The sequence below is a fragment of the Imperialibacter sp. genome (assembly GCF_040222815.1).
Lineage (GTDB): Bacteria > Bacteroidota > Bacteroidia > Cytophagales > Cyclobacteriaceae > Imperialibacter.
Window position 1 is genome coordinate 91,171 of record NZ_JAVKCH010000039.1, and the last position, 19,727, is coordinate 110,897.

20 protein-coding genes are annotated in these 19,727 nt (G+C 48.6%); 4 read left to right on the forward strand and 16 right to left on the reverse strand.

Going from position 1 to position 19,727, the window contains the following annotated elements:
• Positions 1-60: 60 nt before the first annotated feature.
• A complete protein-coding gene (locus RIF36_RS19145; protein WP_350129287.1) occupies positions 61-327 on the reverse strand; it encodes a type II toxin-antitoxin system RelE family toxin in 267 nt (88 codons plus the stop codon).
• On the reverse strand, positions 324-521 hold the full coding sequence (locus tag RIF36_RS19150) for a hypothetical protein (protein WP_339785978.1): 198 nt from the start codon (positions 519-521) through the stop codon (positions 324-326). The genes RIF36_RS19145 and RIF36_RS19150 overlap by 4 nt, the downstream gene beginning before the upstream one ends.
• A 658-nt stretch (positions 522-1,179) precedes the next feature.
• Here RIF36_RS19150 and RIF36_RS19155 point away from each other — a divergent pair.
• Positions 1,180-3,576 carry a GH92 family glycosyl hydrolase gene (locus RIF36_RS19155; protein ID WP_350129283.1) on the forward strand — a complete coding sequence of 799 codons (2,397 nt, stop codon included), beginning with the start codon at positions 1,180-1,182 and terminating at the stop codon, positions 3,574-3,576.
• Between the two features lie 120 nt (positions 3,577-3,696).
• Here the strand turns inward: RIF36_RS19155 and RIF36_RS19160 are convergent, their stop codons facing one another.
• Positions 3,697-4,050, reverse strand: coding sequence for a DUF5615 family PIN-like protein (locus RIF36_RS19160; protein ID WP_350129280.1), 354 nt, complete (start codon positions 4,048-4,050; stop codon positions 3,697-3,699).
• The gene (locus RIF36_RS19165; protein ID WP_350089916.1) at positions 4,047-4,283 is read right to left on the reverse strand and encodes a DUF433 domain-containing protein; all 237 of its coding nucleotides are present in this window, start codon (positions 4,281-4,283) and stop codon (positions 4,047-4,049) included. Before RIF36_RS19165 ends, RIF36_RS19160 begins: the two co-directional genes overlap by 4 nt.
• 112 nt (positions 4,284-4,395) lie before the next feature.
• Between RIF36_RS19165 and RIF36_RS19170 the strand changes: the two genes are divergently transcribed.
• The 3 genes from RIF36_RS19170 to RIF36_RS19180 all read left to right on the forward strand — a co-directional run bounded on the left by RIF36_RS19170 (position 4,396) and on the right by RIF36_RS19180 (position 6,521).
• On the forward strand, positions 4,396-4,527 hold the full coding sequence (locus RIF36_RS19170) for a hypothetical protein (RefSeq protein ID WP_350129277.1): 132 nt from the start codon (positions 4,396-4,398) through the stop codon (positions 4,525-4,527).
• Between the two features lie 267 nt (positions 4,528-4,794).
• Positions 4,795-5,853, forward strand: coding sequence for a WD40/YVTN/BNR-like repeat-containing protein (locus tag RIF36_RS19175; RefSeq protein ID WP_350129274.1), 1,059 nt, complete (start codon positions 4,795-4,797; stop codon positions 5,851-5,853).
• A 275-nt stretch (positions 5,854-6,128) separates the two neighbouring features.
• Positions 6,129-6,521 carry a putative quinol monooxygenase gene (locus tag RIF36_RS19180; protein WP_350129271.1) on the forward strand — a complete coding sequence of 131 codons (393 nt, stop codon included), beginning with the start codon at positions 6,129-6,131 and terminating at the stop codon, positions 6,519-6,521.
• Between the two features lie 68 nt (positions 6,522-6,589).
• On the opposite strand, the gene RIF36_RS19185 is transcribed toward RIF36_RS19180, so the two are convergent.
• From RIF36_RS19185 to denD, 12 genes are all read right to left on the reverse strand, one after another.
• A complete protein-coding gene (locus RIF36_RS19185; protein WP_350129268.1) occupies positions 6,590-7,183 on the reverse strand; it encodes a short chain dehydrogenase in 594 nt (197 codons plus the stop codon).
• 21 nt (positions 7,184-7,204) lie between these two features.
• On the reverse strand, positions 7,205-8,113 hold the full coding sequence (locus RIF36_RS19190) for an NAD(P)/FAD-dependent oxidoreductase (protein WP_350129266.1): 909 nt from the start codon (positions 8,111-8,113) through the stop codon (positions 7,205-7,207).
• A gap of 16 nt (positions 8,114-8,129) precedes the next feature.
• Positions 8,130-8,354: a putative antibiotic biosynthesis monooxygenase gene (locus tag RIF36_RS19195; RefSeq protein ID WP_350129263.1), complete on the reverse strand. Its 225-nt coding sequence runs from the start codon at positions 8,352-8,354 to the stop codon at positions 8,130-8,132.
• An 84-nt stretch (positions 8,355-8,438) separates the two neighbouring features.
• Positions 8,439-9,296 carry an AraC family transcriptional regulator gene (locus RIF36_RS19200; protein WP_350129259.1) on the reverse strand — a complete coding sequence of 286 codons (858 nt, stop codon included), beginning with the start codon at positions 9,294-9,296 and terminating at the stop codon, positions 8,439-8,441.
• A gap of 144 nt (positions 9,297-9,440) precedes the next feature.
• Positions 9,441-9,914 carry an SRPBCC family protein gene (locus RIF36_RS19205; protein WP_350129256.1) on the reverse strand — a complete coding sequence of 158 codons (474 nt, stop codon included), beginning with the start codon at positions 9,912-9,914 and terminating at the stop codon, positions 9,441-9,443.
• 118 nt (positions 9,915-10,032) lie between these two features.
• Positions 10,033-11,667, reverse strand: coding sequence for a M1 family metallopeptidase (locus RIF36_RS19210; protein ID WP_350129253.1), 1,635 nt, complete (start codon positions 11,665-11,667; stop codon positions 10,033-10,035).
• A gap of 61 nt (positions 11,668-11,728) precedes the next feature.
• The gene (locus RIF36_RS19215; protein ID WP_350129250.1) at positions 11,729-13,162 is read right to left on the reverse strand and encodes a DUF1501 domain-containing protein; all 1,434 of its coding nucleotides are present in this window, start codon (positions 13,160-13,162) and stop codon (positions 11,729-11,731) included.
• Positions 13,163-13,173: 11 nt separating this feature from the next.
• Positions 13,174-16,026, reverse strand: coding sequence for a DUF1549 domain-containing protein (locus RIF36_RS19220; protein ID WP_350129247.1), 2,853 nt, complete (start codon positions 16,024-16,026; stop codon positions 13,174-13,176).
• A 133-nt stretch (positions 16,027-16,159) separates the two neighbouring features.
• On the reverse strand, positions 16,160-16,585 hold the full coding sequence (locus RIF36_RS19225) for a type II toxin-antitoxin system VapC family toxin (protein ID WP_350129244.1): 426 nt from the start codon (positions 16,583-16,585) through the stop codon (positions 16,160-16,162).
• Positions 16,578-16,835, reverse strand: a complete 258-nt coding sequence (locus RIF36_RS19230; protein WP_350127631.1) for a DUF6364 family protein — start codon at positions 16,833-16,835, stop codon at positions 16,578-16,580. Before RIF36_RS19230 ends, RIF36_RS19225 begins: the two co-directional genes overlap by 8 nt.
• A 378-nt stretch (positions 16,836-17,213) precedes the next feature.
• Entirely contained in the window at positions 17,214-18,686 is a 1,473-nt protein-coding gene (locus tag RIF36_RS19235; protein WP_350129241.1) for a GntP family permease, read from the reverse strand.
• Positions 18,686-19,639, reverse strand: a complete 954-nt coding sequence (gene denD / locus RIF36_RS19240; RefSeq protein ID WP_350129238.1) for a D-erythronate dehydrogenase — start codon at positions 19,637-19,639, stop codon at positions 18,686-18,688. Before denD ends, RIF36_RS19235 begins: the two co-directional genes overlap by 1 nt.
• Between the last annotated feature and the right edge of the window lie 88 nt (positions 19,640-19,727).

The following is a 19,727-nucleotide window of genomic DNA, read 5'->3' on the forward strand; positions in this document are numbered from 1 at the left end:
TGGCTAGGTTTTGTTGGCGCTGTTGCTCAAACGAGGACTTAAGCGAAAACTAATTTTTCTCTACGGAAAGTATTTGTAGACATCCTTTCGGGGAAGAAACCTGATGAAATCGATAGTGTTGCCTTCGATTGATACACCGATTCTGAAATCTCCCAGCCTGATTCGGAAATAGCTGTTGGCACCCTTCAGCTTCTTGATGTTTTTGATTTCAGTAATATTTCTGGCGGCCTGGGTGTGTTCAATTACGTCGGCCAGTTGAGCCAGTACTTTTTTATCCTTTATCTTTTTGGTGTCCTTTTCAAAAGATTTATCGATTCGGATATTCATTTACGAAGGTTACTGATGAAATCCTGAGTGTCTACATACTCCCCTGTTTTTGCTTCATCAATGAGATATGCCATTGCCAAATCCTCAGCATCTTCCCCGCTCAAGATCTTGGTTTTAATTCCTAATTTATTTGCTAGTTCTATGAGTAGCTTCATGTCAGAATCAGAATCACTGGATAAAATAGCTGCCTTCATGGTTTCTGTAATTTCCCTAAATATCAGCATTATCGGTATCTTTTCAAATGTGGCTTTTAGGTAGGGGAGTCTGTGAAGGCGGCGGACAGCTTTTATGCTACCGAATGGACTGCTTACAAAAAGCAGGTAGCTGGGGCGCAGCTGAGTTGGTTTAGGGAGTGAGTTGTTCTTACAGAAATGCACAAAAGTAAAAGGCGATACATTCGCCGCTTCATCCCTGCTCGTTTTAGTAATTGCTGAAACGAGGAAGATTGGGGAACTCTATTTGGTCTTGGGGAGGCCGGCTTTCTTCAGGATATTGTTTGCCATTTGGAGTTTCTCCGGAAATAATACCTGCCCCTTAAGTTTGTTCAACCCCTTGTCGATCTTCACAATCGGGGTCTTATGCCTGTTTAATTCATCGATTTTTATGATACTCTAAATTACCTATTTTCTTCTTGCGAAAAAGCATCATAATCTTGCCCGACAGTAAATTCCTCCTAAACATCATTCTTTAATCACTTACCACGACCCGACAATCTCCTACCGCAGCAATAGAGAGCTACCACCCGGAAAAGAATAGGGACGATAGAAATGCCCATTCCTTTCAACCGCTTCGGCATTGATCATTCTAAATACTATTTTAGTCGGCTACTAACGATTTTAAAATTTCAGCACAATGCCCTTACGATTTTCAACATTCCTTTTGCATTTCAAACTCGCCCTGGTTTTGGCTGTATTTGCCCATCAGGTTGCCTTCGCTCAAAGCTCCGGGCAAGCCCTAACAAGCCATGTTAATCCTTTTTTGGGTACAGACTTTTTCGGGCACACTTTTCCCGGCCCGGCCCTTCCCTATGGAATGGTTCATTTGAGTCCGGACGTGGGAACCGACGGTTGGACGTATTGCGCTGGTTATATCTATCAATCCACGTCAATTATAGGCTTCAGCCATACCCATTGGAGTGGTGTGGGCATGGTAAATGGCGGTGAAGTGATGCTTATGCCGACAGTTGGCAATGTGTTGCAGGTAGTCCCAGGTACAGAGGAAAATCCTGATAGTGGCTATCGTTCCAGTTATTCACACAAAGAGGAGGAAGCGTCGCCGGGTTATTATTCCGTCATGCTCAAAGACTACGATGTGAAGGTGGAACTGACCACCACCCGCCGTGTCGGGCTGCATCGCTATACTTTCCCTAAAGCAGCAAACTCCAGGGTGATACTGGACCTAGGCCATCAAATAGGAAGTGCGTATGGCGAGCAGAATTCGGAGTTGAGCATAGTGAACAACAACCGGATTGAAGGTGTGAAGGCGACTGAGCAGGGCAAGCTGTATTTTGTTGCTGAATTCAGTAAGCCATTTTTATACTATGGCACCTTCGATGCCAACTATGTGACGCCTGAATCGGGTGCCAGTATTTTTCCCTATAAAAGTGGGGAAGCCGGTAAGAAAATTGGGGCCTTTGTGCAGTTTGAAACCGACGAGAAGGAACAAATCCTTGTGAAAGTGGGCATTTCCTATGTCGATGTAACAGGAGCACGGAAGAACCTGGAAGCTGAAATCCCCGATTGGGATTTTGAAAAGGTGAGAAAGGCGGCCAGCCAGGTTTGGGAAAAGGAGCTTTCTACCATTCAAATTGACGGAGCGTCCGACAATCAAAAGCAGATTTTCTATTCCGCTCTCTATCGCTCGTTCTTGTCGCAATACATATCTCAGGACGTAGATGGCAGGTACCGTGGATCAGACGGGAAAATCCACGTTGCCAAAGGCTTCAATTTTTACGGTTCTTTTTCATGCTGGGATACCTATCGTTCGCAGCATCCTTTGCTAACCTTAACTGCACCGGAGCACGTCAATGATTTTATCCGGTCGATTGAAGCCAAAGTAGACAATTTTGGGTGGTTGCCTGCCCAGCATTTTCAGGGCGTTTTTAAGGAGTCGATGGTGGGCGACCACCTGATTCCGGTCATTGTGGATGCGTATATGAAAGGCTACCGAGACTATGACATCAAGAAGCTGTACGACGCTATGCGCACCAAAGCATTGCAAAACCCTCAGCCTCCCGTTCCTGAATACATGGGAAGAGCAGGCTTGGGCTACTATCTGGAGCTGGGCTACACACCCGTCGACCGGGTGACCGAAGCTGTGCCTAATACCTTGGAGCTTGCCTACGACGACTGGTGTATTGCACAGCTGGCTCAGGAGCTGGGCAAGCAGGACGACTACAAGCTGTTTATGAAACGAGCCGGCAACTATGCCAAATTATGGGACAAGGAAACGCAGTTTATGCGCCCCAAAAAAGCCGATGGAACATGGCTGGAGCCTCTAGGCAACAATGAGCAGGAGATTGTGCAATACGAGGGGCACCATTACTACAAATACTTTGACCCGTTGCTGGTGGGCCGCCGTCCTAACCGCCATTATACAGAATCCAATGCCTGGCAGTACGTTTGGTCGGTGCAGCACGACCCTCAGGGATTGATCGATCTCTTTGGCGGTAACAAAGCATTTACCAAAAAGCTGGATACGTTTTTTGAGATGAGTCCGCTGATCACTCCTCCGAAATACGTGGGCGTGGTGGGCACCATAGGCCAGTATGTGCATGGCAACCAACCCTCGCACCATGTGGCCTATTTGTACAATTACGCAGGACAGCCCTGGAAAACGCAGGAGCTGGTGCGACAGATTTGCGAAGAGTTGTATCGCCCTGGCCCGGGTGGCTTGTGCGGCAACGAAGACATGGGTTCCTTGTCATCCTGGTATGTGCTCAGCTCCCTGGGGATTTATGCTGTCACGCCCGGCTCCCCCAACTATGTGATTGGCAGTCCGTTGTTTGGAGAGGCCACCCTTCAGTTCGCTGGAAATAAAACCTTTGCGATCAAAGCGCTCAACAATTCTAAAGACAATAAGTACATTCAGTCGGCCACGTTAAATGGTGCTGCTTTCAACCGCACCTGGATCACCCAGGACGAAATCAAGGCAGGAGGTGAGCTCATCTTCCAAATGGGGCCAACACCCAATGAGAAATGGGGTACGGGACGAGGCGCAGCGCCACCTTCGATGTCGGTGGGGAATTGAAGTCAGGAGGGTAAATTTCAAAGGGCCGACTATAGTAGTAGGAATGTGGCGATACACTTGCGTGCCTCCCCATCCTTGTTTGAGCGATACCGGAAACGTGGACGATTGGTGGGTTCATTTTTATTCGTGCTCAGTGATACCTTCGTTGTTTAGTTCAACAAAATTACTTCTATTCAAAGCGTTCTTAATGAGTAAAAAGTTGTTTCTGAAAAGATCAAATAGCTGGCGGTTTTTCAGGTTCCCTGTTGTGACTAAAAATAGCTTCTTCGGCTTTCCCAAAGCCATGTGAGAGTGGTAAAAATCAAAATCCTTAGTTACCAGAATGAGATTTTGGCGGTCAGCAAGTTCAGTAATTTCTTCGTCAGGGGTTTCATCTCCTTTAGGGAGTTCAGCTACGTGGAAGGACTCAAGCCCAAGCTGGTTCAGTATTTCGCAAAGTTTTGTTGGAAGCTGAGCGTCAACAATCAGTTTCATACTGAGATCTTAGTGTAGCTCGAATACTTTGTTAATTTAGTTGCGTATGCCAAACAAGCTAGAATATCATCTTCCTCCAGATTAGGGTAATCTTCCAATATTTCGGGGTGGGTCGAACCCGCTGACAAAAGGTCAAGGATCAAGTCCACCGTATATCGTTTGTTTCTAATGGTGGGTTTTCCATGGCAAATTTCGGGGTTGACCGTAATTCTTTTTAAAAGTTGATTTTCCATACTGTGAAGTTACGAAATTATGCCATGAGAAGATACGAGCTATAGCGTTCCATGTGTGATTCGGAGTGTTTTGGAATCAAAAAAAGTGCAGTTGACACCCAATCTGTATTACATGAAGGTAATTGAACAAGCAGGGCAGCAGGTAGGGGAGTTTGTGAAGGCAGTGGACAGCTTTTATGAGACCGAATGGCCGACGTACAAAAAACAGGTGAAAGAGGCGAAGCTGAGTTGGTTTAGCGAATAAGGCTTGCGTATGCCGGGTTTCAAACCAGGCAATACTCTTCAGCTTCTCTGGTCGGGTGACAAATTGAATATGATCTTTTTTTCGAACCCGTTTCCACTTACGCCCTTATCCTTCTCTGGTCATGCAATGATTTTTTTTCAGTTAAGCGCTTAATCGGTTCCCCATCTTTTTACGTATCATTTACAATCATTTTACAAATGAAATGGCTGAATAGGGCTGTTGTGCTTGTAGTTTTGAGGCATCATTTTCACTAAACCCCAATTCGTTATGGCTTTCATGCAATTACCCCTTTTGTATGTCCTGCTTCATTTCTTTGCAGGCAATGTGGCGGCAGACTATTCACCGTCAGCTGAAACAAAGAAGGTTGAACCGACGAAGGAAGCCGGAGCCACCAACGTCATTCTCCAATCAAAAGACGGCGGCCACACATGGCAAGATATCAGCCACCTTTTGCCTGAAACAGAAGAGCGTATGGGCTTTTTTGCTGGTGAGTCAGAAATTTATTTAAGTACTAAAGGTGCGTTGTATCACAGTAGGACTCACCTTAAAACGCCTGTTTGGGAAAAAGAGAATCTTCCTGATCTGAAAAGTACTTCGATAGTCTTCAATCAATCCGGAGTGATAGCCTTCAGTAATGATGGACACATTTATCGAAAAAAGCCCTTATCAGATTCCGATAGCTTTCGGAACTGGTTGCCGATATACACAGACCTAATAACGCATTCGGTAGCCACTATTTTTGAAGCGTCTGATGGGACGGTATTCTCAGGTACAGGTAAGAGCCTTTCCAAATCTACCGACAAAGCACAAAGCTGGAAGCCAGTCCAGAAAGGTTGGGTGGATAATATCGTGGAGTCAGAAGGTGTTCTATTGGCTACTGGTCAAAACGGGATCATGCGGTCGACCGACAATGGTGACAACTGGGAATGGGTCATCAGCGAGGGAGGGGTAGGTATAGCTGTTGAACGTATCGATGGTGGATTTGCAGCGATAGCCTACAACACTCGAACTCAATCCAGAAGGATACATACTTCATTTGACGGTGGCAAAACCTGGCAAGCTATCGACGAAGGACTTCAGCCGTCGAAGAACATTTCGTCTGTGAAGCAACTGGGCGGCTATTTATTCGTGGGTCATCCGGATGGTATATTCCGTTCACCGGACATGGGTAAAACATGGCACCGTGTTCATGCTGGTTTTGGCAACCCGCTTTATGCTTCACTGAAATTCGCCTTGTGGACGCCGGCAGCACCTGTTGAGAAAGTGTTTAAGCTCTATGTTTCAGGCAATGTACTGTACGCTGTGGCAGTATCTCCCGGCTGTTGAGTAATCAGCGGACTCCCAGAAAATGAAAACCCCGCAGCTACTTGCGGGATTTTTTTGTGTGGTGTACCTGGAGGTTTTACCAAAGTTATGGGCTGCGGCTTTGTGGCAAACTCAGGGGTGAATGCGTCAAGCTAAGCGTGCGGAGGCAGGCTTTTTCGATAGTCACTATTTGCTTCCCAGAGAATAGTTTTACCGGTTAGGTGCCCGCAGATGTGCCGGAAAATCAACAGCTCACCTTATATTGTATTACCTTGTAAGAGCAAACAAATAGGCCAATGAAAGCATCCAATGTGGTGACCTTGCTCTTTATTGCAATGATATTTGCTGTATCTATGGAAAATGCCCAGGCTCAGAAGGGTGGGCAAATGGTGCGCCTTGCTAGGTTGGTGATTGATGAGGCCCAGCTTGAGAGTTACCGACAATTTTTGAAGGAAGAAATAGAAACCTCTGTGAAGGTGGAACCAGGAGTACTTACACTTTATGCTGTTTTCGAAAAGCAAAACCCAACTCATTTAACTATTCTCGAAATATATGCCGACACTGCCTCCTACCGGGCGCATTTGAAAACTCCCCATTTTCTCAAGTATAAAAATGGCACGGCTGACATGGTGAAGTCGTTGGAACTGGTTGAAGTTGACCCTCTGGTGCCGGGGATGAAAATTAAATAGTATTCCCGGCTTTCTCGAGAAAGAGAGAATGCCCCGGGGATGGCAATCTCTCTACTGTAACCAGTCTATCAAGGCTTGATCACCTGACCAGTACCGACACCGAACACACTCTTGCGGAAGCCGTATTCCAACTGCCTCATCGTTGTTGGTATTTCTCCGGGAAAAAAAGGAAAGTACTGTGGTGAGTTTTCAATCACCGTTGGGCTTACGGCATTGATCCTGACGCCATTTTCCAGTTCAATGGCCGCGGCACGAACAAATCCTTCCACTGCCCCATTGGCCGCCGATGCATTGGCAAAGTTCCGCTGGGGCTCATGCGTCAATGCCCCGGTGATCAATGTAAAAGAACCCCTGGGCTTGATGTAGTGCTGACCGATCAACACCAGGTTGATCTGCCCCATCATTTTGCCCTCCACTCCCTGGCGAAACTCCTTGTCGGTGAGGTTCTTCCACGGCCCAACAAACGTAGGCCCGGCGGTGCAAATCAGTGCATCAAATGCGCCGGTTGTTTTGTACATGTTTTCGATGGACTCGGGCGAGGTAATGTCTACCTGCACATCCATTCCGTGGCGATCCGCCCGAACGATTTCGTGTTCTTTTTCAAAAGCATTTGACAAAAAGCTTCCCATGGTGCCTGACGCACCTACAATGATAATCTTCATGATTCGTGTTTTTTTGTTTGATTAAAATTCTTCTTCTATCAGCTCCTTGTTCACCATTAGCCCCGTGGTTGTGCCCATCGAAACCGCATTGGCAACAGTGCGCATGCGGGTGACGTTGTCGCCACAGGCATATACACCTGGCACCGAGGTTTTTTGCGCAGCGTCTACCTTGATGTAGCCTTCTTCGCTGAGCTCGCAGCCCAGTTGTTGTGGAATGTCGCAGTGCTGCTGAAAAGGGAGCCTGGCATATAATGCGGTCACAGGTTCTACTCTGCCGGTCTTGAACTGGATGCTAGTGAGGTAGCCGTTTGTTTGGTCTAACTTGTAGATTTGATCTTCTACGATGTTAATCTTATGATTGTGCAACCTGGCAGTTTGCTCATGCGTGAGGGTGCTGTTGCCGTTGGTATACAGCGTCAGGTCGCTTGTCCAATTGGCAATGAGCATGCAGAATTCATAGCCACTATCGCCGTTGGCGAGTATGCCGGTTTTCTGGCCTCGCACTTCGTATCCGTGGCAATAGGGGCAGTGGAGCACACTTTTACCCCAGCTCTCCTTGAAACCGGGAATCTCAGGCATAACGTCTTTGATGCCAGTTGCAAAAATTAATTTCCTGGCCGTAAACGACTCGCCGGATGGCACAAAAACCTCAAATCCACTGTCCAGTTTTTTGGCGTTTACCACCCGGTCGTTCAGAAAGTTCACCGTGGCGTAAGCCGACACCTGCTGTTTGGCTATTGAAGCAATTTCTGCCGGGGCGGTGCCGTCCTGCGTAAGGAAATTGTGCGAGTGTGGAGTTTGCCTGTTGCAGGGTTTGACGCTGTCGATGATCAGCACCTTCCTCAGCGCTCTGCCCAGAGCGAGGCCACCAGCCAGACCGGCATAGCTTCCTCCAACGATGATTACATCGTGCTTTATTGCAGTCTCCATGTTGTTGCCGTTAGCTTTATTTTGCGTTTGCCTTGCCTGAAAATTGAGCGATCAGCCGGTCGAGCAACGGAACGCCTACGAACATCATCCAGGGAACCAGAGAGATGGTCAGGATAAAAGTTCTTTGGTAAAGGGGCAGGTTTGCCAGGCTTTCGCCAAAGACAGCCAGAAACAGTGTGATGGAAGGATAGATGACCAGCCAGATTTTCAGCGAGGCCATCAGGCGTGTTTTTTTGTTCATTTTGTTACTTGTTGAAACTTGATATCACAAAAGTAAAGTGAACAAAAGGGGTGGGGATAGGACGAAAATGAAGTTGGATGGGACTTATCGGAACTTCTTACGAAAAGCGTCCGGTGACATCCCTGTGCGCTTTTTGAAGAACCGGATGAAATAGGAAACGTCTTCATAGCCAAGATCCCACGCAATGTCTTTTACCTGATTAGGGGTGGCAAGCAGGTAGCGTTTCGATTCCAGGATAACCTGATCGTCGATGAGGTTCGTGACAGTTTTACCTACCGACGCTTTGGTAATAGCATTTAGCTGGTAGGGAGAAAGGTTTAGCATGTCGGCATACTGCGATGCTTGCTTGACCTGACTGATATGGGCTTCAAGCAACGCCAGCAGCTCTTCAAATCGCTCCTGCATATAAAGGTTACCATTGTTTGTCAGTTGATTTGGGGCAGGGCTCTGCCTGTTGTATTCTATGCAAAGGATTTCCAAACTGGCTTTGATGATATCGAGGTAGCCGTCCTGCTTGCTGGTGTATTCTTCAAAAATGTTAGCCAGGATACTGTTTAGTTTTTCGAACCTGCTGGCTTCAAGTTGGCAGAAGTTCTTGCCACTTGCTTTTCGCAACCGCTGCGCAGCAGCCTGATCTTTGGAGCCGCAGAACTCCTGGTCGAATTCCATGAGATATCCGGTGGAGCCCATCTTTAGCTGGAGGCGGTGCACCTGACCCGGCCTCAGAAAAAACACCGATCGGCCGGATACCTGATAGGGGGTGAAATCAATTTCATGAACGCCTTCGCCTTGTGAAACTGCCAGAACAAAGAAGAAGTTGTGCCTGTGTAGCGAATGAAGCATGTCTTTTCCGTCGAAGATATCCTGTAGCCTCCGGATACTACATCGTCCAAAAGCCTGCTCACTGGTAGCACGAATGTCTCTGATGGGGATTTTCTCCATATAGCGTCGTCGATGAGTAGTCAGCCCTAATGCCTCGATAAAGCCTTTGCTTCAAGGATTATTGCGGCATTGTTAATTTACAGCTTAGCCTCATTATTGCGACCGTTTCGGCAAATGTTTTTCGCTACTGCATTCGATCTGCTCTTAACCCTCGCAAATCTCCTTCAACCTACTTAAAGCCTTTGGCCACATTTCGCTGAACATTTCTGCAAAAGCATCCGCCGTGTCCAGGTCCACCGTTACTGTTGTTACTCCATTACGTTCTTTGAAGGTGTAGTTTTCCATAGCGCCAGCCCACATTTCAACCATGGCGCCGGAGGTGATTTCCTGGTCGCCATCCACCATGCCGTAATGACTGACAGATACGAACTCAGCCGGTTTGTTTTCCAGTATTTTGGACACCATGCCACCCCGCTTGCCGTCCTGATCAAGCCCTACGAAAAGTATTTTGCTGCCTTTGTCCCAGCTTCCCTCGTAAGAGCCTGGAGCCCCATCCGGGTCGGGGTTGAAAGCGCTGGTCCAGTCTTGATAGCTTTTGATATCATCAAGGCCAAGCATCAGGCGGTAAACTTTTGCTGCAGGCACCTTGATGTCCTGGAGAAATTGAAGATGTTTCATAACGGATTTATTGAAGTCTACTTTACCTGTCAAAGATCGCTATTGCCAACAAACTTCTCGCTGTAGTAAAACGACAATTCGAGAGGTCGATTGCGTCATTTTCTTGAGCAGGCCAAGCCTATTCAATCTTGCTGGCATCCACGTAATAATCACTGTCTACTATTAGCTGACGCAAGCGCTGAGCTAACTCGACGGTCTTCCAGCTGCCCTCAGGAGCCAACCTTTGTGTTTTGCCGTCGATGATTACTTCCACAGGCATGTCAAAACCTTCCACACAGTTAGCCCATCTGTAGCTCAGTGTTGTGTCGTTGGTTTCGTACTCTAACACAGGGATTCTGGTATCTCTCAGGTACTGGTCAAAGAAAGGCCCCAGATTCATCCCTGACTTTTCAGCCAGGAAGGCTTCAATTTGCCCGGTGGCAACAGTTTGATGATAGAACTCCTCATTCAAACCCCGCAACATCATGCGCCATTTTTCATCGTCTCCCACCAGCTGGCGCAAAGTGTGCAGCATATTCGCCCCTTTCGAGTACATGTCGCCCGAGCCTGAATAATTCACTTCATACGCACCTATTATAGGCCTGTCGTTGCGGATATTTTTACGAGTGCCAATCACGTATTCGGCACTGGCATCTTTGCCATAATAGTAGTCGACAAAAAGGTTCTCTGAGTAGGCGGTAAAGCCTTCGTGGATCCACATGTCGGCGATGTCTTTGTAGGTGATATTGTTGGCAAACCACTCATGCCCCGACTCGTGCACAATGATGAAATCGAAGTTAAAGCCCCAGCCAGTGCCGCTTACGTCGGTGGTGTGGTAACCGTTTTTGTAGAAGTTGCCATAGGTTACACTGCTTTGGTGCTCCATGCCGTAGTAGGGCACTTCCACCAGCTTGTAGCTGTCTTCGTAAAAGGGATAAGGGCCAAACCAATGCTCAAAAGCGGCCAGCATTTTAGGCACTTCTTCGAAATGAGTTTTGGCTTTCTTGAGGTTGTCACGCAGCACGTAGTAGTCGCAGTCAAGCGGGCCTTTTTCACCGTCATATACTTCCCCGAAGTGAACATAGTCACCCACGTTCACATTCACGCCGTAGTTGTTGATCGGGTTGGAAACAAACCATTCGAAGGTTTTGCTGCCGTCATGGTTGTCGGTGGTTTTTCTCAGGCGGCCGTTGGAAACATCCATCAGGTGGTCGGGCACAGTGACGCTGATGGTCATGCTGTCGGTTTCGTCGTACATGTGGTCTTTACAGGGCCACCACAGGCTGGCACCATCTCCCTGGCAGGTAGTTACTATAAAGTCGTTGCCGTTGCTGTCCTTCGTCCAGGTAACACCGCCTTCCCAGGGCGGGAGCTTGCTCACTTGAGGCCTTCCACCATAGCTAATGGTCAGGCTGTTCACAGCGCCAGGCACTTGCTTTCTCTTGAGGGTAATGAACCATGCATTGCCATTTTGCAGGAATTTCAATGCCTTGCCGTCTTGCATCACCTCAGTGATCTTCATTGGGTGTTGCAAGTCGATCTGCATGGTTTTGGCCTCCGTAAGCACTTTGTAGGTTACCGTATTCTGACCCGAGAAAGTTTTCGCTTCAGGATCGACCTTTACCCCGAGGTCATAGTGTACCAAATCCCACCATGCTCTTTCCGGGGTGATGGAGCCACGGAGTGTGTCTTGACGGGTGAATTTGGGAGACTGGGCAAGTGCCGTAGTCACAAAGCCAATGACGAAGCAAAGGGATAATGTCAACGATTTCATAAGTGAGAAATAAGAGGAAGCAAGATATAAATTTTGCTTTAGCCAATCCAACTGAACCACCCTAAGCAAGCAACTCCAAAACAGCTTTTCCCTGGCCGTCGGGGGTGGTGTAGAAGGGCCGACCTTCGATTGTGTAGTTAGTTTCAGGGTGGATGCCCAGCGCATGGTAGATCGTCTGGTGTATTTGGTCAATAACGACAGTATTTTCAATGGACGAGCAGGGTCTTTCATCGGCGGTTTTGCCGTAAACCAACCCTTTTTTGATACCTCCGCCCCACATGAGGATGGAGCTGCCGTCGGTGAAATGCCGGTGCATACCATAGAATTTTTCGTCTTCGATGACGTCGGGTTGATTTACCTGGTCTTGTACTTTCTCGCCGGGGCGTCCTTCCAGCAAGGCATCTCTGCTGAATTCACTGGCCAGCACAATGAGCGTACGGTCCAAATGGCCCGATTCATCCAAATCTTTGACAAGCTGGGCAACAGGGCCATCGATCAGCTCCTTCATTTTTACCACACGGGTGTGTCCGTTCTCATGCGTGTCCCACCCAAGAAATGGCTCATATTCTGTGGATACGCTCACAAACCGGGCGCCGTTCATGGCCAGCCTTTTGGCGGTCAGGCAGCCTAGCCCAAACCGGCCGGTGTTGTAGATGTCGTACTTCTCTTTTGGCTCCTGTGTTAAGTCAAATACCTGCGACTCGGGTGAATTCAACAGCCAGTACGACTGCTCCATCGACCGCATCAGTGACTCCCGCTGGTAATCGCTTCCCCGCTCCATCACCTCACTTTTGTTGGCCAATTCTTTGTAAAGCTGATTTCTTGCCTCAAACCTTTTGACTGACATGCCCTGCGGAGGGCGAACACTCTCCAGCCCACTTGATGGATCGGGAATGAGAAATGGCCCATATTCACTGCCCAGGAACCCTGCCGTATGAAATGCTTTTAGTTCTTCGCCTTCTCCCACGGTAAAACGCTGGCCCATGGCAATAAAAGGAGGGATGACCGGATTGACCGGCCCCAACTCTTTGGCGATCCAGGCACCAATATGCGGCGCTTGCACCGACTGTGGAGGCTCATAGCAAGTATGCCAGTGGTACTGGTGCCGGGTATGAAGGATGTGCCCCAGGTCGGCCGATTTGTAGGATCGGATGATAGCGCCTTTGTCCATCACACTACCAATGGACTCAAGTCCTTCTGAAAAATACAAGCCGTCCACAGCAGTCGGAACCTTTGGAAACGAGCTTAAAATTCTTTTACTCTCAACGCCTTTTTCGTAGGGTGTGTAGGCCTTTGGGTCAAAAGTTTCGGTGTGTGCCATGCCTCCGGCCATCCAAAGCAATATGACGGTGTCGGCCGAAGAACGAATTGCCGGGGCAGTGCTGCATGAACTTAAAAAACTGGCAGTGGGAATGCTGACAGCCGCAGCAGCAAGGCTGGCAGCTCCCATTTTCTTCATAAACTCCCTGCGTGAATTGGCTATGTGATTGTTCATTATTTCTAGTTCTAATAGATAAACTGAAATTCAGGCAAAAGCAAAGTGGCCCAAAACACGTCCTGCAAACCTTCTTTATCCGGCGTGTCTCCCAAAGCAGTCAGCATGATGTCTTTTTCTTTGTTCGAGGGTTTCCGGCCAAGGCACTTTAAGTAAAGGGCATCGACAATGCTTGCTGCATTGCTGTCATATTGCTGTAGCCAACTGCTGGCACCTTCTTCAAGTACCTGGTTGAAATAGGCACCATTGGTGAGTTCCAGCGATTGCAGCAAGGTAGCCTGATCATCTCTGGAGGTGGCTACAGTTTCCCGGCTTGGCCGCCCAAGCGCTTTCAAGAACGGATGCTGCCTGACCAGACTGGCCCGGGCATAGGTGGGCACATTGTCTTCAAATGTAAAACTCAATAACTGATCCCAATGCATGGCACCATAGTTGCGGACGTTTTCCCAATCCGAATCATTAAACGCAACGCTCAACCATTCTTTGCCTGGGTTCACATCGGTGCTTTTCCAACCCTCATCACCCGCCGATTGTACAGTGGTTTCAAGGTTATCCTTTTGTCGAATCTCCATTGCAAACAGTATCCCCGCAGGGTTGGCGATAGGCCCTTCGTTCGTTCCCTCGATGGCGATAATGTTTTCTCCACTTTTCAGGAACTTCGTCACGTCCAGCTTACTTACTTTTCTCCAGTCGTTGCCTTCAGCCACCTTGTTCCCATTGAGGTAAAACGAATATGAATGATCAACTGAAACCAGGGCCTGAGCGTTGATGATTTCCTGGTCGGTCAGTGTAAACTTGTGGCGGAAATATCTCGTGCCGGGTTCAGGCAGTACGTCCCTGTCAAATTTCCTTTCCCTGTGCCAAATTCTGTTCGAAGATAGCTGGTCGCCTGAAGGGTTGTAAGCGGCGGCATAGTATACGGGGGCTATAACCTGGCTTACGGCGTCAGAAAATTGCTCGGCACTCATTCGCCTGACAATTGGGCCGTTGAATACGTAGCGGGCCGACTTCACCTGCTCCAGCTTTTCGTAGCTCACCGTTGGTAGCTGGTAGGCTTTAGATGTCATGATGGTGCGCATCAATTGCTTTAGGTCATACCCCGACTCAATGAAATCTGCTGCCAGCCAGTCGAGCAAATCAGCATCCCATGGGGTCTTGTCCATCTCATCCAGGGGCTCGATGAAACCCCGCCCTATCAGTCTTTGCCATATTCTGTTGGCAATGGTTCGGTACAGCCTGCCATTCTCCGGCTTCACAATGACCTCTGAAAGTTTCAGCAAGCGCTCTTTTAAGCTGTCGGCCTCCACCGACCCCAATTCCGGATACAGGAAACTGACCTGAGCCATTTTTCCAGTGGGTATGTCACACCTGTTGAGTTCCATCACCGAATCGGCGAATATGGACGCAAAGCCATAGGCCTGGTCGAGGGTGAGGTTGCTTACAAAGCTGTTGTGACAAGAGGCACATTTCACATTTACCCCCAGCAGTGACTGGCCAATATTCTGGGCGGCCTGCATTTCGGTGCGCTGACTGGCATTGACCACGCCCCGCCATTCTATGCCCTTGATAAACCCTTCGGAAGCAGGGGTGGGGTTGATCAATTCCCTGACCATGGCATTGTAAGGCTTGTTTTCCAGTAGCGATTTGTACAGCCAGTCGGTAACCTGCTTTCTGCCGCCGGTAATAAATCCGGTGCCTGAGTAATCATTCCTTAGCAGATCGTTCCAAAAACTCAGCCAGTGCTGTGTGTAGTTGCTATTATCTGCCAGCAGGCGGTCGACCAGTTGAGTACGTTTGTTGGCGTCCTGATTATCGACGAACTGAATGATGGCATCCGGTGCTGGCAGCAACCCCACAATGTCCAGATAAACTCGTCGGATGAAGGTTTTGTCGTCTACCAACTGTGGCCAGGTGATGCCGTTCTTTTCAAAGTAGACATCCAGCAGCTTGTCCACTGGATGTACTTGTTCTGTGGAAACAGGTAGCCTCGGCTTTGACAAAGCAAGGGCCGCTTCAGGGAATACTTTCAACGCCCGATCCGACCAATGGGCACCCTTTTCTATCCACAATTTGATCAGGGCAACTTCGTTTTTCTTGAGCACCTTGCCCTTTTTGGGCATTACATCATCGTCGTTGGACGACAGCGTAATTCTTCTGTATAGCTCGCTGTCTTTAGGGTGGCCCGCCACAATCACTTTTCCGGATTTTCCACCCTGGAAAACGCCTCTTTTATTTTCTAATACCAGCTCCCCTTTTTGCTTGTTTTCGCTATGGCATTGATAGCAGTTGTGCGCAAAAATGGCCCTTACTTCCAGATTCAGATCGTCGAGCTCGGTTTCAGACAGGGAGTCCAGTTGCTTCAATTGTGCCAATAGAACCACGCTCCGGGTATCGTCGTAATCATCAGCGTTTCCTGGCAGCGCACTCGACAGAAAATCTTCACCATGGGTAAGGCTGGCGCCCAGGTGACCGGTAATCGTAAGCGTGATAACCGATAGCACCAGCAGTGACCGGTAGGCAAGGTAATTGGATAACTTCCCTGCATTTGTTTTTTGGAGCAAGAAAGCGGCAATGATCGAAAGTACGGCTGTGGCGATGCCCAGATTTTGATGTAGCTGTACCAGGTCGCCCGAGTAGTCATCGAAAGTGCGAAGGAACCACCCGAGGCCAGCGGCCAATGCAGCTGAAGCGGCTCCCAGGTACACCATCCAGTTGATGCCCTCCCTTAGGTCAGGTCGTTTCCCATTCAGGGTGAGCGCCTCAAGAAAAAGAACAACAATCAATAATCCAATAGGAAAGTGCACTGCTACCGGGTGCAGGCGACCTAGTAGCTGAAATATCCAAGACCACGCATTTTCCTCCATGTTTGAAAATAGGAGGAATTTTTCACAAAAACATCCTTTAGGTTATGATTGGCGGAGATACTGAACGAGCGGATTAGGCGAGACCGTAGAGTATTAGAACCTAATCAAGCAGGTGGCGAAGCCATCTACTCGACTAGCGGCTGGCAATAATTGATTTAATGTAAGATTCTGGAGTCAATACTCCAATTTCACTTTTACTAAAATCCTTTAAATTTCGAGTTAGAATCACATCAATTCCGCCATTTTTCATGGCAGCAAAATTTTGTAAACCATCCTCAAAGTCTTTGAATCCAGAGTTAAGTGCGTTGCTTACAACCTCTTTATCCATTAACAAAACATCGGTAATCATAAGTAATTGCTTAAGATGATCAATCACTTTGTCGTGCCTTGCTGTTTGTCTTAGGAGGTAATATACATTACTATAAATCACCGGCGTCAAAAATCCCTTTATCCTATCAGTTTCACATAAACCAATTACTTGGGCCGAATATTCAGCGAAAGGCTGCCTATCAAAAAAGAAATCGAGAATGACATCTGTATCAATTAATACTTTATCCATCCTGCAAGTATTTCTTTGACAATCCTTTGGATAACTCCTCTTTATAGTCAAACCCTTCAGGCGCTTTGAAGGAACCTCTCAAAGAAGAAGCAATTGGTGTTGAATCTATCACTTTTGCATTGTCCTCTTTGATTATCACCTTAAGATAATTCTCCACTATATCCGAAAGGCTTCTCCCTTTTCCTTTTGCATATTCCTTCGCTTTCTCAATTAAAGTCTCTTCAATTGTCAAGGTTAACTTTGTATTCATAACACGTCTGTATGATTATCAATTTACACGTGCAAAGATATATTAACTCGCCAATACGTGCAAATAATTACCATACTACACGTATCCAACATTCGGAGACTGTCTGCCTTAGTTTACCGAATTACAGACATTTTGCTATAAGTACATGATGGCGTGGAGTGGCCGTCAGCCACAAGGATTGGATTATCCGATGGAGTTTCCTCAGCCTTCCTGGTGTCTGACGGCTCCAACGCAATGGCCTGCTCGCTGTACCGACGCATGCGTCCTTCCCGCCAGTAGTCGGGCAAGCTTCCGGTCTTCCGACTTCAGTCTATTTAAAGTTAAGGTGCAATATCTTCACGCTTTATCAATGAAGCTTGCTTTTTCCCAGCGGGTTCGCTATTGTTTGAAATCTCCTTTCCTCCTTATCACCATCCACATCACGCCCAAACCAGCCAGCGGAATCAGCGGATCGAGCAGGGAGCCATTGGCACCAAAGATTAAATTAGTCAGCGCAATTAATACCCCACCAATGGCCCAGGCGATGGTAGTAGGCACCGACCAGGTCATGAGCTGTAGCTTCACATCGGCGATTCCCATCATGCGGTTCACCACCCAAAAGAAGCTGTCGTTGAAATAGCTGAAGAACAAGGAACCCAACACGGCTGCCTGTGCTGCGAACAGCATATTAACATCGGGTATATTGATCAGGATAGGCGCTGTTATAGATGCCGCTGTGATCATGGCCACCGTTCCCGATCCTTGTATCAGCCTCACAATGGTGGCAACAAAAAAGGGAATCATGATGGGGGAGAACGGGAGGTTTGCCATCAGTGCTGCCAGTTGGGCACCGGAGCCGCTTTCCCGCACCACAAAGCCAAGTGCTCCGCCTGCGCCAGTCACCATTAGTATAATGCCCGCTGACTTGAGGCCTTCCTCCAGTCGTTCCGATGTCTCGTGGCGGTTGAGGTGAGGCACCAGAGTGTACACGGCAATCAAAGTGCTGATGCACAAAGCAATGACAGGTGAGCCAGCAAAGGCAACTACCTGCAATACCCATGACAAAGTTGTGCTGTCGGTGGCTGTAAGCGAAGGGAACAGGTTGGTTACTGCCTTCAAGAAGATCAGCCCGATGGGTACAAGAATGGGAAGCAGCGACTTTGTCAGGCAGGGGAGGGGCTTTGCCTCTTTTTCTTTTAAGTAATCAGCGTAGACGGCTTTCAGATCTTCCTGCACCACGGTGGCTACAAAGTCGGGATATGTTTTCCCAAGCCGCTGCGCATACCACACGATCGCCAGGGTGCAAGGCAGGGCTAGTACAATGCCGAGCAGCATCATGGCGCCAATGTCGACACCGAAGAGCCCCGCCACACCCAGAGGCCCCGGAGTTGGCGGCACCATGGTATGAGTCACGATAAGGCCGCCTGCGAGTGAAACTCCGAGGGTAAGGAGTGATCGGCTGCCTTTTTGTGCCAGCGCCTTGGCGATAGGGTAGAGAATGACAAAAGCGGAATCGACGAAGATGGGAATGCTCACCAGATAGCCAGTAAGGGCCAGCGCCCACTCTTCCCGCCGGTGCCCCAGCCACTTGATAAAAGAATAGGCGATTTGCTCAGCAGCACCTGATACTTCCAGGATGCGCCCCATCATCACTCCTAGTCCGATCACAATGCCAATGGTACCCAATGTGGAGCCAAACCCTTTGGAAATGGCGTCCAGTGTTTCATTCACCGACAAGCCGCCAGTGATGCCCGCCACGCATGCCGCCGCAATCATTGCGATGAGCGGGTGCACTTTGGTGCGCAGCACCAGTAAAATCAAAACGAAGACGGCAACCGCCAGACCAATGATGGGAATGGAGAGGTCGCTCATCAGTTGGGCTGCTTGTTGGAAGCGATGAACTGAGTGATGAACGTGTCGAACTCGCCGTCGACCGTGAAGCCAAGTGCCAGTCCTCTGCTATTGTCGATGGCGGCAGGCCAGCTACTTACAATGGCGTTGATAGCAGCATCTGGTTTGAACTGTACCCTGGCCAGAGCACCCTGGCCGGAGATGCGCTCCAGCGAGTCGAGCATTTGTTGCACCGTGACACTGACGCCCGGCAAGTTGACAGTACGCCAGCCACCGAAAGCTTCCGCTTTTAGCGTGGTGGCATGGATAAGATTTTGGATAACAGTATCGGGGCTTGAGAGCCAAAGCGCCAGGTTGGTGGAGACGGGACAAATGGCCTCTTCTCCATTGATAGGCTCACGTATGATGCTGCTGACAAACGAAGAAGCCGCCAGGTTGGGTTTCCCTGGTCGCACACAAATGGTAGGCAATCGCAGCACCCTGCCATCGACCAATCCTTTTCGGGAGTAGTCGTTGACCAGCAGTTCACCAATCGCTTTCTGGGCACCATACGACGAGCGGGGAGTAAGCGCCGTGGTGTCTAGCACGGTGGCGGGCAGGTCACCACCGAACACCGCAATGGAGCTTGAGAAAATTAACTTAATGCCTGGTTTCTGATGACGGCAGGCTTCCAGTAGTTGGCGGGTAATGTCCATATTGACTTTCCAGCCCAGATCAAAGTCTTTCTCAGCATGGCTGCTCACTACGGCTGCCAGGTGAAAAACAATACTCGTTTCGGCGGAGATAAGAGATTTGGCAGCTCCCTCTTCAGAAAGATCAGCTTGCAGGCACCGAACCCGGCTGTCATTTTCCGGGTGTGGAGGCATCACAATGTCCACCAGCAACAGCTCGTCAAAAGCAAGATGACTGCTGAGCAACGCCTTTGCCAGGCGCTGGCCAAGGAAACCTGCTCCTCCGGTAATGATTATTTGCATAGATTCAGGGCTTGTTAAACGGGTCGATTTGTTCGACTTAAAAAGATAAATAATAAATTTATTACCCTACCACCTACTAAGCTTATTT